Here is a 12,948-nt window from a genome sequence, read left to right on the forward strand (position 1 = left end):
CGACGCCACCCGAGGGGCGGTCAGGGGATGACGACGACCGGTCGCTGCGCCCGCTTGGCGAGCCGGCCGGCCACCGAGCCGAAGATGCGGCCCACGATGCCGTGGGTGGAGCCGACCACGATGGCGTCCGCCGCGTACTCCTTGCCGACCTCTTCCAGTTCGTGGCAGATGTCGCCGCCGCGCTCGACCAGGATCCAGGGCACCTCGGCGAGGTACTCCGCGCACGCGAGTTCGAGGCCGAGGACCTCGGTGCGGTGGTCCGGCACGTCCACGAAGACCGGGGGTTCGCACCCCGCCCAGACCGTGGTCGGCAGCCGGTTGGCCACATGCACGATGATCAGACCGGACCGGGTGCGGTGCGCCATCCCGATCGCGTAGGCGAGGGCTCGCTCGCTGGAGTCCGATCCGTCGAAGCCGACGACGACGCCGTGCTTGAACGCCGGATCGCAGGGATGGCGTGGCTCTTGTGCCGCCAGGGGTTCGGCCGCCGTGGGGTCGGCGACCGGCCGCTTGCGGTCCGCGTGTTCGAAGAATTCGTGACCGGCCATGGCTGTCTCGGCGATGTGATCCTTTGTCGGGGACGACAATCTGCGGCGGAGCTGTGTCCGGGAATGGTCTTCCCGTCCCCATACCCGCAAGGGTACGGCCGCACTCCTCCTTGGCCCAGATCCCGCACACTCTCCGTGGCGGTTCACCGGAGCATGCACGACCGCCGCCCGTAACGCAATGGTTGCTGCCCCGTACAGGCGGTTTGCACAGGATTCACTTGCCCCGGCCCGGCCGGAAACCGTAAGGAGAGGGCCGGGCACCCGGCCGGAGGCCGCCGTACCGGTGGCGTCCGGCTCCGTACAGTGACCGAAGCATCGAACACGCGTTGAACCCGCTGAGCCGCCGCCGCAGGGAGCACCATAGGGAGCACGCCGTGTCCGGACCCCGCACCGCCTCCGGGAGACGCCCCTCGACCGCGCCCGGAAGGCGCTCCTCGCCCCCGGCGCGCGGGACGGCGCCCGACGCGCCCCGGGAGACGCCTGCCGAAGCCGCCGGGCCCGCCCGGACCGCCGGATCCACCGGGCCGGGCGGGGCCGCCGGTGACACCGCGGGCGACGTGGTGCGCTGGGCCGCCTTCAGCTGCGCCCTCGTCCCGGCGGTCCTGCTCTGGTACGGCGCCTCGCCGGCCGGCGCCACCGGCGCCGCGCTGGGGCTGGCCGCCGTCACCGCGGCCTGCCGGGTCCTGCTGCGCCAGTCCGAGCGCGGGGCGGCCCGGCTGCGCGCCGAGGAGCGGGCCCCGCACCGCGGCCGGCACCAGCGGACGGGCACGGGCGCGCACCGGGGCGGCCGGCACCCGGGGGGAACGACACCGGTCAGCTGACCGGTTTCCGCGCACCCGACCGTATCTTTTCAGCCAACTTCTGGAACTCGCGCATCCCCTCGCCCCCCACCCCCTCAACCACCGTTTGACCTGCACGGAAAGGGTCTCGGGGGCACTTCGTGCCCTACGGGGATTGGCCACCGCCACGAGGCGTACTTCCCTGCGCGCCGTGGGAGTGCAACGCTTCGTGATCGAATGCTTCACGCCAAGTTGCCATGTCGACAATGTGCCGGGTGTCGAACTGGTCACCGCGGCACGGCGGGACACAGTAGATTCGATCTTGACTGTCTTATGGCGGGGGACTCGTGCAGGACCGAGGGGAAACGTGCAGGAGCGACACAACCGAGGAGCCGCGACCACCGAGGGGGGCTTAGCAGTATGAGCCACGACTCCACTGCCGCGCCGGAAAACGCGGCCCGGAAACTGTCCGGGCGCCGCCGCAAGGAGATCGTCGCGGTGCTGCTGTTCAGCGGCGGCCCCATCTTCGAGAGTTCCATACCGCTGTCGGTGTTCGGGATCGACCGCCAGGACGCCGGAGTGCCGCGCTACCGCCTGCTGGTGGCGGCCGGCGAGGAAGGCCCGCTGCGGACCACAGGGGGCCTGGAACTCACCGCGCCACATGGCCTGGAGGCGATCTCACGGGCGGGCACCGTCGTCGTGCCCGCCTGGCGTTCGATCACCGCGCCACCGCCCGAGGAGGCGCTCGACGCACTGCGCCGGGCGCACGAGGAGGGCGCCCGCATCGTGGGCCTGTGCACCGGGGCCTTCGTCCTGGCCGCCGCCGGCCTGCTCGACGGCCGCCCGGCGACCACCCACTGGATGTACGCGCCGACGCTGGCCAAGCGCTATCCGTCGGTGCACGTCGATCCGCGGGAGCTGTTCGTCGACGACGGCGACGTGCTGACGTCGGCGGGCACGGCGGCCGGGATCGACCTGTGCCTGCACATCGTGCGCACCGACCACGGCAACGAGGCGGCCGGCGCGCTGGCCCGCCGCCTGGTCGTGCCGCCCCGCCGGAGCGGAGGCCAGGAACGCTACCTGGACAGGTCTTTACCCGAGGAGATCGGCGCCGACCCGCTCGCCGAGGTCGTCGCCTGGGCGCTGGAACACCTCCACGAGCAGTTCGACGTGGAGACGCTGGCGGCGCGCGCCTACATGAGCAGGCGCACGTTCGACCGCCGCTTCCGCTCGCTCACCGGCAGCGCGCCGCTGCAGTGGCTGATCACCCAGCGGGTGCTCCAGGCGCAGCGGCTGCTGGAGACGTCGGACTACTCGGTGGACGAGGTCGCGGGCCGCTGCGGCTTCCGCTCCCCCGTGGCGCTGCGCGGCCACTTCCGGCGGCAGCTGGGCTCGTCCCCGGCCGCCTACCGGGCGGCGTACCGGGCGCGCAGGCCGCAGGGCGAACGTCCCGCGGACGCCGAGGCGTCGATGGGAGCGCTGGGACCGGCGGGACCGGGGGCCACGGCGGCTCCCGTCCTCGGCGTCCCGCAGCCCTCGGGTCCGGCACCGTCGTCGCTGCACCCCGACGGTCCGCTGCCGCACCCGGGCCGGCGCGCCCCGGCGGCCCTGTCGGCGAGCCTGCCGGGCCAGCGCAGCGGTAACTGAGGCACGGGCGGCGGGAGCGCGGGCACCGCGCTCCCCCGTCCCGTCCGGCGCACAGGGCCGAGGTCGCGTACCGTCCGGGTCGCGCACGGTCGGTTCCGCTCGCGGCGCGGCGCCGTAAGGTGAGACACATGAACGATCGCATGGTGTGGATCGACTGCGAGATGACCGGCCTCTCGCTGTCCGACGACGCTCTCATCGAGGTGGCCGCCCTCGTCACCGACTCCGAGCTGAACGTACTCGGCGAGGGGGTCGACATCGTCATCCGGCCGCCGGACCTGGCGCTGGAGACGATGCCGGAGGTGGTGCGTCAGATGCACACCGCGTCCGGCCTGCTCGCGGTGCTGGCCGGCGGCACGACGCTGAAGGACGCCGAGGAGCAGGTCCTCACCTATGTCCGGGAGCACGTGAAGGAGCCCGGCAAGGCGCCGCTGTGCGGGAACTCGGTCGGCACCGACCGCGGCTTCCTGCTGCGCGACATGCCGGACCTGGAGGCCTACCTCCACTACCGCATCGTCGACGTCTCCTCCATCAAGGAACTGGCCCGCCGCTGGTACCCCCGGGCGTACTTCAACAGCCCGGAGAAGAACGGCAACCACCGCGCCCTCGCCGACATCCGCGAGTCCATCGCGGAGCTGCGCTACTACCGCGAGGCCGTCTTCGTGCCCCAGCCGGGCCCCGACTCCGACACCGCCAAGGCGATCGCCGCGAAGTACGTCCTGCCTGCTCAGCACGGTTAGAAGGGTCCCGAGAAGGGGCGCCGCGAAACACGTGCGCGAGCACCCCTTCGGACCCTGTACACTTTTTCTCGGCCGGTCGGGGAAACGAAAGCTTCCACCGCCACCGGTCATGGTGGGTGTAGCTCAGCTGGTAGAGCACCTGGTTGTGGTCCAGGATGCCGCGGGTTCGAGTCCCGTCACTCACCCTGTGTAGTCGGCCGGTGACCGCGACGAACATCGCGGTCACCGGCCGATTTTCTGTTTCCGGTTCCGGGAGTCCGCGTGCGCACCGAACCCTTTCCCGCCGAGTCCTTTCCTGCGGTGCCCTTCCGTACCGCCCGCCTCGATCTCGTCCCGCTTCGCGTCGGGCACGCCGAGGAGATGGCGGCGGTGCTGTCCGATCCGGCGCTGCACGTCTTCATCGGCGGTGCGCCGCTCGGCGGGGAGGAACTGCGGGCGCGTTACGAGCGGCTGGTGGCCGGATCCGACGACCCGGATGTCTCGTGGTGCAACTGGGTGCTGCGGCTGCGCGGGGACGGCCGGGCCGGCGGGCCCCTGGTGGGGACCGTACAGGCCACGGTGCGCGGCGGGGAGGTGGCCGAGATCGCCTGGGTGGTGGGGTCGGCCTGGCAGGGGCGCGGATTCGCCTCGGAGGCGGCGCGCGGGCTGGTCGGGGCCCTGCGGCGCGGCGGCATCGGCACGTTCGTCGCACACATCCACCCCGCCCACCACGCCTCCGCCGCCGTCGCCACGGCGGCCGGACTGCTGCCGACCGGGGAAGTCGAGGACGGCGAGACGGTGTGGCGGTCGGCACCGGCCGAGTGACCACCGCGTGACCGCCGCCTGACCGCGCCGCGGGGTGGCCGGCGGCCGACGGACCGGAATGCGGGCGCGGCAACCGGCCCCGCGCGCCGGGCGGGGCGCTGTCGCTGCCGCTGTCGCTGCCGCTGCCGCTACGACGACGTGCGCACGATCAGTTCCGTGGGCAGGACCGCGTGCCGCCGTTCCGGTTCGGCGGCGTTCGGCGGGCGGCGGTCGGCGATCTCCGTCAGGAGCAGGTCGATCATCGCGCGGCCCATCTCCTCGATGGGCTGGCGCACGCTGGTCAGCGGCGGGTCCATGTGGCGGGCGATGGCCGAGTCGTCGTAGCCGACCAGGGCTACGTCGTCCGGGATGCGGCGGCCCGAGGCGCGCAGCACCTGGCGGGCGCCCGCCGCGGTGACGTCCGAACCGGCGAAGACCGCGTCCAGCCGGGGCTCGCGCTCCAGCAGACGTGTCATCGCCCGGCGTCCGCCCTCCTCCGTGAAGTCGCCGTGCTCGACGAGGTGTTCGTCGACGGCGAGGCCGGCGTCGCTCAGCGCGTCGCGGTAGCCGTCGACGCGTCGCTGGGCGCCGTAGACGTCCATGTGGCCGGTGATGTGGGCGATGCGGCGGCGGCCGCGGGAGAGCAGGTGCTCCACCGCCGAGCGGGCCCCGCCGTAGTTGTCGGAGTCGACCGAGGTCAGCGCCTCCGCCGCCGACCGGGGACCGCTGATCACCGCCGGGATCTCCAGCTGCGCGACCAGGTCGGGCAGCGGGTCGTCCGCGTGCACCGACACCAGCAGGACGCCGTCCACCCGGTGCGCGGCCAGGTACTGGGCCAGCCGCCGGCGTTCGCGGTCGCCGCCCGCGAAGATCAGCAGCAACTGCATCTCGGTGTCGGCCAGTTCGGCGCCGACCCCGCGCAGCATGTCGGAGAAGTACGGCTCGGCGAAGAACCTGGTCTCCGGCTCGGGGACCACCAGCGCGATCGCGTCGGTGCGGTTGGCGGCCAGCGCGCGGGCGGCGGTGTTGGGGACGTAGCCGAGTTCGGCGACCGCCGCCTGGACCGCCGCGCGGGTGGCGTCGCTGACGCGCGGCGAACCGTTGATCACACGGGAGACCGTGCCGCGGCCCACGCCGGCCCGGGCGGCGACCTCCTCCAGGGTCGGCCGGCCGCCGCCCCGGCCCCGCCCACCGTTGACCGCCATAGTCGCCGCCTTCCGTTCGCAGCCGTCAGGCCGGGAATCGAGGTCAGGAATCCAGGTCAGGAATCTAACAGCCGGGCCCGGACCGCCCCCGGCCCCGTGGCCCGGCCGCCCGACCCCGTGAAGTCCGCCCCCCCGATCCCATGGTCCCGCGCCCGGGCCCGCCCTGCCCCTCCCCGCCGCCTGCCCTCTTTCCGCCGCCCCGGCTCAGCCGGCCGACGGCAGGGCGTTGTCCCGGATCACACCCGCGTACCAGCGGGCGCTCTCCTTGGGGATACGGCGCTGCGTGGCGTAGTCGACGTAGACGGCGCCGAAGCGCTTCGAGTAGCCGTAGGACCACTCGAAGTTGTCCAGCAGGGACCACAGGAAGTAGCCGCGCACGTCCGCGCCGTCCGCGACGGCCCGGCGGACGGCGTCCAGGTGGGAGCGGAGGTAGGCGATCCGCCGCGGGTCGTTCACCTTGCCCTCGGGTGAGACGTAGTCGTCGAAGGCGGCGCCGTTCTCGGTGACCATCAGCGGCAGCCCGGGGTGCTCGGCGGCCAGAGCAGTCAGCAGGGTGTGCAGACCGTCGGCGTCGATGGCCCAGTTCATCGCGGTGAGCTGGTCGTTGGCGAGGTGGAAGGCGACGTCGTCGGAGCCGGTCCACGGGGAGTGGTCGCTGGCGCCGTGGCCGTCGTTCTTCGTGGCGGCGCCGTCGGCGGAGTGGGAGACCACGGTCGGCGCGTAGTAGTTGACGCCGAGCACGTCGAGGGGGCGGGAGATCTCCGCGAGGTCGCCGTCGCGCACGAGCTGCCCCCAGTCGACCAGGTGCGCGGTGTCGGCGAGCAGGTCCTCGGGGTAGGCGCCGTCCAGGATCGGTCCGGTGAAGACCCGGTTGCCGACCGCGTCGATGCGGCGGGCGGCCTCGGCGTCCTTCGGGCTGTCGGTGAGCGGGCGCACCTGGTGCAGGTTGAGCGTGATGGAGACCTGCGCGGACGCCGGCAGTACGGAGCGCAGGGCGCCGACCGCCTGCCCGTGCGCCAGGTTGAGGTGGTGCGCGGCGCGCAGGGTGGCGGCCGGGTCGGTACGGCCCGGGGCGTGCACGCCGGAGCCGTAGCCGAGGAACGCCGAGCACCAGGGCTCGTTGAGCGTGGTCCACACGCCGACGCGGTCGCCGAGGGCGTGGGCCGTCATCTCGGCGTACTCGGCGAAGCGGTGCGCGGTGTCGCGGTGCGGCCAGCCGCCGGCGTCCTCCAGTTCCTGGGGCAGGTCCCAGTGGTAGAGGGTGGCGACGGGGGTGATGCCCGCCTGGAGCAGTTCGTCGGTGAGCCTGCGGTAGAAGTCCAGGCCGCGTTCGACGGCGGGGCCGCGGCCGGTGGGCTGGACCCGGGACCAGGAGACGGAGAACCGGTACGCCTTCAGGCCGAGGTCCTTCATCAGCGCCACGTCGTCGCGGTAGCGGTGGTAGTGGTCGGCGGCGATGTCACCGGTGTCGCCGTTGAGGACCTTTCCGGGGGTGTGGCTGAAGGTGTCCCAGATGGAGGGGGTGCGGCCGTCCTCCGCGGCGGCGCCCTCCACCTGGTAGGCGGCGGTGGCGGCACCCCAGACGAAGCCGGTCGGGAAGGCGGCGCCGGAAGCCTGTCGGGCAGTGGTCTCGGGTCGTACGGCGGTCATGGTGAGAGCGCTCCCAAAGGTGGCGTGGGAAAGGGGAGGTGGTCCGGTACGGCCCGCGTGCGTGGCGGGCCGTACCGGACGGCCGGCCCGCGGCGGGGCGGCCGGTGCGGGCCGGGGTCGGGGTCGGGGACGGGGCGGAACGGGTTGTACGGGTTGTACGGGCGGGTCCGTGCCGGGGCGGGGTGCCGGCCGGTCAGCGGTCGCGGGCGGCCCGTGGTGCCGGCCGGTCAGTGGTGCCGGGCCGGCGGTCCGGCGGTCAGCCCTTGACGGCGCCCGCCATGATGCCGCCGACGATCTGCTTGCCGAAGACGATGAAGACCAGCAGCAGGGGCAGGGTGCTGATCAGCGCTCCGGCCATGACGATGCTCTGGTCGGGGGTGTAGGACGCGCTGAGCTGGCCGAGCGCCACCTGGAGGGTGGGGTTCTCCTGGCTCAGGGCGAGGAACGGCCAGAAGAAGTCGTTCCACGCCTGGACGAAGGTGAGCATGCCGAGCACCATCATCGCCGGGCGGGCGGCGGGCAGCACGACGTTCCACACGATGCGGATGTTGCTCGCCCCGTCGACCTTGGCGGCCTCGATCAGCTCGTAGGGCAGGGCCTCCAGCAGGTACTGGCGCATGAAGAAGACACCGAAGGCGCCGACCAGGGTCGGGAAGATCACCGACTCCAGCTTGTTGCCCCACCCGATGTCCGCCATCAGCATGAACAGCGGAACGACGCTGAGCTGCGGCGGGATCGTCAGGGTGGCGATGACCGCGGTCATCAGCGCGCCCCGCCCCCGGAAGCGCATCTTGGCGAAGGCGTACCCGGCGAGCGTGCAGAAGAACAGCGTGGCCACGGTGATGGAGCCGGCCACGATGACACTGTTGACGATGGCCTTGCCGAGGTTGGCCTGTTCCCAGGCCGCCTGGAGGTTGTGCCACAGCTTGCCGCCCGGGATCAGCGGCGGCGGGCTGTCGAGGACCCGCTGCTGGTCGTGGGAGGCGGCCACCAGCGTCCAGTACAGCGGGAAGATCGAACCCAGGCCGACGACGACGAGGGCGATGTAGGTGAACGGGCCGCCCTTGAGCTGCTGTCCGGCGCCCATCTTGAAACGGCCGCGGCCCCGTTCCGGGGAGGCGGGCAGCGATGCCGGGGCGAGGGCCGGTGCGCTCTTGGCGGGATGAGTCGTGGTCATCGATATCGCTCCCGTCAGGCCGCGCTCTTGCGCACGAGCCGGCCGACGATCCAGTTGATCAGTGCGATGAGCAGCAGCAGGACGAGCATGGCCCAGGCCACGGCCGCGGCCGGGCCCAGATGCTGCAGCTTCCAGCCGTAGTTGTAGAGGTAGATGCTGAGGGTCTCGTACTGGTGCTCGCTGCCTCCGACGGCACCGAGCGTGCCGCCCTGGAGCAGTAGCGGCTCACCGAACAGCTGCATGGAGCCGATCGTCGAGATGACGATGGTGAACAGGATCGTCGGCCGAAGCGAGGGGATGGTCACCTTGCGGAACTGCTGCCAGCGCGTCGCCCCGTCGATCGACGCCGCCTCGTACAGGTCGGCCGGCACCGCCTGCATGGCCGCGAGGTAGATCAGGGCGTTGTAGCCGGTCCAGCGCCAGATCACGATGACCGAGATGGCGATCTTGGAGGTCCACTCACCGTTGCCCCAGTCGGTGTTGCCCGCACCGAAGAAGTGCAGCACCCAGTTGAGGAAGCCGCCGTCGGCGCGGAAGACCAGGGCGAAGACCAGGGCGGCGGTGGCCACCGAGGTGGCGTACGGGGTGAGGATCACCGTCCGCCAGAACGTGCTGGCGCGCAGCTTGTAGTTGAGCAGGTGGGCGAGGCCCAGCGCCACGAGCAACTGCGGGACGGTCGAGATGACGCCGATGACGAAGGTGTTGGAGACGGCCGTCCAGAACTCCGAGTCCTGGAGGATCTTGGAGAAGTTGTCGAAGCCGACCCACTGCGACTGGTCGAGGGCCGTCAGCTCCACCCGGTGCAGGGCGATCCAGCCGGTGTAGAGGAGCGGGTAGAGCCCGAAGGCGCCGAAGACGAGGAAGAAGGGGGCGATGTACGCGTACGGCGACACCTTGTCGTCGAGGCGCCACAGCCGGGAACGCCACTTGGCGCGTCCGTTCGGCTGGGCGCCGGAGCCGCCGGGCGGCGGGGTGTAGGCGCCCCGGGTGGGGGTTGTCGTTGCCACGGAGGGAGTCCTTCCCTGGGAGGTTTCGGCCGGGTAGGGGGAGGGGGGCGGGGCGGAGGCGGGAGTCGGGTTCACGGGTCGGTCGACGCCGGGTCCGCGAAGTCCCCGCCGCTCCCTACCAGGAACAACCAAGCGGGTCAGGCTAACCAGGGAGCCAGGAGGGCCAGGAGGGTTAGGTGAGCCAGAAGGCCGAGCGGCCCAGGCGGCACGCACGGTCCAGGCATCCCGGACAGCCCGGGCGGCCCGAACAGTCCCGCCCCCTCAGCGGCACCGGACGAAGCCCGCCCCGCCCCACGCCCCGGTTCTCAGGAAGGCCGCTGCTGCCCGGCGTTCGGCGGCCGGGCCGGGTGCGGTCGTCCCCCCGCGTCGGCGGCCGTCGCGCGGCGCCGGGTGCAGGGCGGTGCGGGCGGCCGGAGGGGCCGCCCGCACCGGCGGAGGTCAGCCGGCTGCTGTCAGCCGATCGCCTTGTCGATCGACTCGGTGGCGGCGCCCCACGCCTTCTCGGGCGAAGTACCGCGCTGCTCCATGTTGTTGATCTGCGTGGAGATCGTGTCCTTGATCGCGGCGTCCTTCGGGCCGAGCACCGCCTCGGGGATGGACTTGGCCTCTTCGGCGTAGATCTGGCCGACCGGGGCGTTGTTGAAGTACGGCAGGGTCGCGTTCTTCACGCTGGCCAGCTCGTAGGCGCCCTTGTTCGACGGGAAGACACCGACCGCCTTGAACACCGCGGCCTGCTGCTCGGGAGCGGTCAGCCACTTGACCAGGTCGGTGGCCTCCTTGACGTGCTTGCCGCTCTTGGGCACGGCGAGGAAGGAACCGCCCCAGTTGGCCGCGGCCGAACCGGGCGCGCGGGCGATGTCCCACTTGCCCTTGAAGTTGTCGCCGGAGTAGGTCGTGATCTGGGCCGCCATCCAGGCCGGGCACGCCATGGAGGCGATGGTGCCCTTGCGCAGCGCCGCCTGCCAGGGGTCCTGGAACTGCGGCACGCCCTGGCTCAGCTTCTTCGCGGCGGCCTCGGCGGCCAGGTTCCAGCCCTGCTTGACGGACTCGCTGTCCTTGTAGACCGCCTTGCCGTCGGCGTCGTAGTACTGCTTCGAGGACGAGCTGACGACCGCGTTGTACATGGCGCTCGCGGAGTCCATGAAGTAAGTGCCGGACGGCGCCTTCTTCTTGTACTGCTCGCCGAGCTTGAGGTAGTCCTCCCAGCCGCCCGCGACGGCCTTGGCGACGGCCTCGCGGTCGCTGGGCAGACCGGCCTGCTGGAAGAGGTCCCTGCGGTAGCACAGCGACATGGGGCCGATGTCGGTGCCGGCGCCGATGACCGAGCCGTCCTTCGCGGTGGCCTGCTTCTCCTTCCAGGACACCCAGTCGGCGACGTTGATCGACTTGCTCAGGTCGGTGAACTTGCCCGCCTGGGTGTCGACGACCTCCTTGATGCGCCCGACCTCGATACCCGTGACGTCCGCCAGACCGTTGCCCGCGTTCAGCTGCTGGAGCAGCTTCGGGTAGTAGTCCGCCTCGTTCGCGGTGGTCTCTTCCTTCACCGTGATGTTCGGGTGCAGCTTCTCGTACTGGGCGAACAGACCGGCCTCCTTGTAGCCGAACTGCCCGTAGTCGGCCACCTTGAGGGTGATCTTCCCGTTGGCATCCGAACTGTCCGAGTCACCGTCACTGCTGCAACCGGTCAGCAGCAGGGCCGAGGCCGTCAGGACCGTCGTGGTCAAGGCCGCTGCTCTGCGGCCGCGACCGCCGCCGGTACGGGTGATGCGCATTCCACTACTCCTTGTTCCAGTGGGAACGGGACCTCAGGAATCAGACCGCCGGAAGACCGGCGGTCGGGACCTGCCCTCTCGGTTCGAGCAGCGGCCCGCCCACAGCACGTGTCGTGTGGCGCGAAGGTGCTGGTCAACGGTGTGCCATGCGAGGTAGAGGGAAGGGCCGTCGGTACTTGGGTCCACACGGGAGAGAGTCCCGACGCTCCGTGGGACCGCTCCCACGCGGCATGCCGGAAGACTCCTTGCTGCCGGGCCGGGTGTCAAGACTTGAAAACGGCGTTGTTGCGCAAGCGTGTTCCGCACGTCACGTGAACGTGTCACGCGCCGCCCCGTCACACGCCGGACACCGACCGCTCCCCCGCAGGATTCACGCAGGTCACGGACAGGTCAACGGTTCGGACCCGCCCAGCGGCCGGACGCCCGGGGCGGTGGCCGGAATTTCTGGGCCAGAATGAGCGGACCCCCACCGCAACCGCCGGAAGGTGAACGATGAGCCCCGTCCAACCGCCCCCGAGGCCGGCGGACGTCCGGCGCCCGACCCTGAACGCCGTGGCCGCCCGCGCCGGGGTCGGCCGGGGCACGGTCTCCCGGGTGATCAACGGCTCGCCCAAGGTGAGCGACCGCTCGCGCGCGGCCGTGGAGCAGGCCATCGCGGAGCTCGGCTACGTCCCCAACCGCGCCGCCCGCTCCCTGGTCACCCGCCGCACCGACTCGGTGGCCCTGGTCGTCCCGGAGGCCGAGACCCGGCTCTTCTCCGAGCCCTACTTCTCGGGGATCATCCGGGGCGTCTCCACCGGACTGGCCAGCGCGGGCATGCAGTTGCTGCTGGTCCTGGCGCGGGACGAGAAGGAGTACGCGCGACTCGCCACGTACCTGTCCGCGCAACGCGTGGACGGCGTCCTCATGATGGCGGTGCACAGCGAGGACACGCTCCCCGACCGGCTGGAGGAACTGTCGGTGCCGACCGTGCTGGCCGGGCGGCGCAGCGACCGGGAGCGGCTGGGCCACGTCCGCGCGGACAACAGCGGCGGCGCCCGGGCCGCGGTGCGGCACCTGCTGGCGGGCGGGCGCCGGAGCATCGGCACCATCACGGGGCCGCTGGACATGGACGCGGCCCGGGCCCGGCTCGACGGGTACCGGGCGGCGCTGGAGGAGGCCGGTCTCCCCGTCGACGACGACCTCGTCGCGCGGGGCGACTTCACGGAGGAGGGCGGGCGCGCCGCCATGCGGGAGCTGCTGCGCCGGCGGCCCGGCCTCGACGCCGTCTTCGCCGCCTCCGACGTGATGGCCTCGGGTGCCGTGCTGGAGCTGCGCGCCTCGGGCCTGCGGGTGCCGCAGGACGTCGCCCTCGTCGGCTTCGACGACTCGATCGTCGCGCGGCACATCGACCCTCCGCTGACCAGCGTCCGCCAGCCGCTGGAGGAGATGGGCCGCACCATGGCGGACCTCCTGCTGGACGAGATCGCCCACCGCGGCACCGGCCACCGCGAAGTGGTGCTGCCGACGGAACTGGTGGTGCGGGCGTCCGCCTGAGCGGTGACCCCGGCGCGTGACTCCCGGCGGCCAGGGTCGCGACGCCGCGGAGATCCACCAGAAGGCCCGCCCCTGAGCCACCGGCACCACGGCGTGCGGTCCTCCGG

General features: G+C 72.0%; 11 protein-coding genes and 1 tRNA gene. 6 read left to right on the plus strand and 6 right to left on the minus strand.

Annotated features, from left to right (window positions below):
* Window positions 1–20: 20 nt before the first annotated feature.
* Window positions 21–548 (minus strand): universal stress protein, encoded by a 528-nt coding sequence (locus AB0G56_RS33505; protein ID WP_360977106.1) that lies wholly within the window; start codon window positions 546–548, stop codon window positions 21–23.
* Window positions 549–1,105: 557 nt separating this feature from the next.
* Here AB0G56_RS33505 and AB0G56_RS33510 point away from each other — a divergent pair.
* The 5 genes from AB0G56_RS33510 (at window position 1,106) to AB0G56_RS33530 (ending at window position 4,515) form a co-directional block, all read left to right on the plus strand.
* The gene (locus tag AB0G56_RS33510; protein ID WP_360977192.1) at window positions 1,106–1,369 is read left to right on the plus strand and encodes a hypothetical protein; all 264 of its coding nucleotides are present in this window, start codon (window positions 1,106–1,108) and stop codon (window positions 1,367–1,369) included.
* Between the two features lie 378 nt (window positions 1,370–1,747).
* Entirely contained in the window at window positions 1,748–2,974 is a 1,227-nt protein-coding gene (locus tag AB0G56_RS33515) for a helix-turn-helix domain-containing protein (protein ID WP_360977109.1), read from the plus strand.
* 128 nt (window positions 2,975–3,102) lie between these two features.
* Window positions 3,103–3,711: an oligoribonuclease gene (gene orn / locus AB0G56_RS33520; protein WP_360977112.1), complete on the plus strand. Its 609-nt coding sequence runs from the start codon at window positions 3,103–3,105 to the stop codon at window positions 3,709–3,711.
* Window positions 3,712–3,823: 112 nt separating this feature from the next.
* Window positions 3,824–3,896 (plus strand) — tRNA-His (locus AB0G56_RS33525).
* A 76-nt stretch (window positions 3,897–3,972) separates the two neighbouring features.
* Complete coding sequence (locus AB0G56_RS33530; RefSeq protein WP_360977115.1) at window positions 3,973–4,515, plus strand: GNAT family N-acetyltransferase; 543 nt, start codon at window positions 3,973–3,975, stop codon at window positions 4,513–4,515.
* 128 nt (window positions 4,516–4,643) lie between these two features.
* Here the strand turns inward: AB0G56_RS33530 and AB0G56_RS33535 are convergent, their stop codons facing one another.
* The 5 genes from AB0G56_RS33535 to AB0G56_RS33555 all read right to left on the minus strand — a co-directional run bounded on the left by AB0G56_RS33535 (window position 4,644) and on the right by AB0G56_RS33555 (window position 11,305).
* The gene (locus AB0G56_RS33535) at window positions 4,644–5,699 is read right to left on the minus strand and encodes a LacI family DNA-binding transcriptional regulator (protein WP_360977117.1); all 1,056 of its coding nucleotides are present in this window, start codon (window positions 5,697–5,699) and stop codon (window positions 4,644–4,646) included.
* A 204-nt stretch (window positions 5,700–5,903) separates the two neighbouring features.
* Window positions 5,904–7,349 (minus strand): GH1 family beta-glucosidase, encoded by a 1,446-nt coding sequence (locus tag AB0G56_RS33540; RefSeq protein ID WP_360977120.1) that lies wholly within the window; start codon window positions 7,347–7,349, stop codon window positions 5,904–5,906.
* Between the two features lie 256 nt (window positions 7,350–7,605).
* On the minus strand, window positions 7,606–8,526 hold the full coding sequence (locus AB0G56_RS33545) for a carbohydrate ABC transporter permease (RefSeq protein ID WP_360977122.1): 921 nt from the start codon (window positions 8,524–8,526) through the stop codon (window positions 7,606–7,608).
* A gap of 14 nt (window positions 8,527–8,540) precedes the next feature.
* Window positions 8,541–9,533: a sugar ABC transporter permease gene (locus AB0G56_RS33550; RefSeq protein WP_360977124.1), complete on the minus strand. Its 993-nt coding sequence runs from the start codon at window positions 9,531–9,533 to the stop codon at window positions 8,541–8,543.
* Between the two features lie 452 nt (window positions 9,534–9,985).
* Window positions 9,986–11,305, minus strand: coding sequence for an extracellular solute-binding protein (locus AB0G56_RS33555; protein ID WP_360977127.1), 1,320 nt, complete (start codon window positions 11,303–11,305; stop codon window positions 9,986–9,988).
* A 492-nt stretch (window positions 11,306–11,797) separates the two neighbouring features.
* On the opposite strand from AB0G56_RS33555, the gene AB0G56_RS33560 reads away from it, so the two are divergent.
* A complete protein-coding gene (locus tag AB0G56_RS33560; protein ID WP_360977130.1) occupies window positions 11,798–12,841 on the plus strand; it encodes a LacI family DNA-binding transcriptional regulator in 1,044 nt (347 codons plus the stop codon).
* Window positions 12,842–12,948: the final 107 nt, after the last annotated feature.

It is taken from the genome of Streptomyces sp. NPDC021356, from assembly GCF_040641015.1.
GTDB lineage: Bacteria > Actinomycetota > Actinomycetes > Streptomycetales > Streptomycetaceae > Streptomyces.

Bases quoted from the DNA above. Each gene is read 5' to 3' on its own strand.
- AB0G56_RS33545 (WP_360977122.1), bottom strand. From the start codon at position 8,526: ATGACCACGACTCATCCCGCCAAGAGCGCACCGGCCCTCGCCCCGGCA.
- orn (WP_360977112.1), top strand. From the start codon at position 3,103: ATGAACGATCGCATGGTGTGGATCGACTGCGAGATGACCGGCCTCTCG.
- AB0G56_RS33515 (WP_360977109.1), top strand. From the start codon at position 1,748: ATGAGCCACGACTCCACTGCCGCGCCGGAAAACGCGGCCCGGAAACTG.
- AB0G56_RS33535 (WP_360977117.1), bottom strand. From the start codon at position 5,699: ATGGCGGTCAACGGTGGGCGGGGCCGGGGCGGCGGCCGGCCGACCCTG.
- AB0G56_RS33555 (WP_360977127.1), bottom strand. From the start codon at position 11,305: ATGCGCATCACCCGTACCGGCGGCGGTCGCGGCCGCAGAGCAGCGGCC.
- AB0G56_RS33540 (WP_360977120.1), bottom strand. From the start codon at position 7,349: ATGACCGCCGTACGACCCGAGACCACTGCCCGACAGGCTTCCGGCGCC.
- AB0G56_RS33560 (WP_360977130.1), top strand. From the start codon at position 11,798: ATGAGCCCCGTCCAACCGCCCCCGAGGCCGGCGGACGTCCGGCGCCCG.
- AB0G56_RS33505 (WP_360977106.1), bottom strand. From the start codon at position 548: ATGGCCGGTCACGAATTCTTCGAACACGCGGACCGCAAGCGGCCGGTC.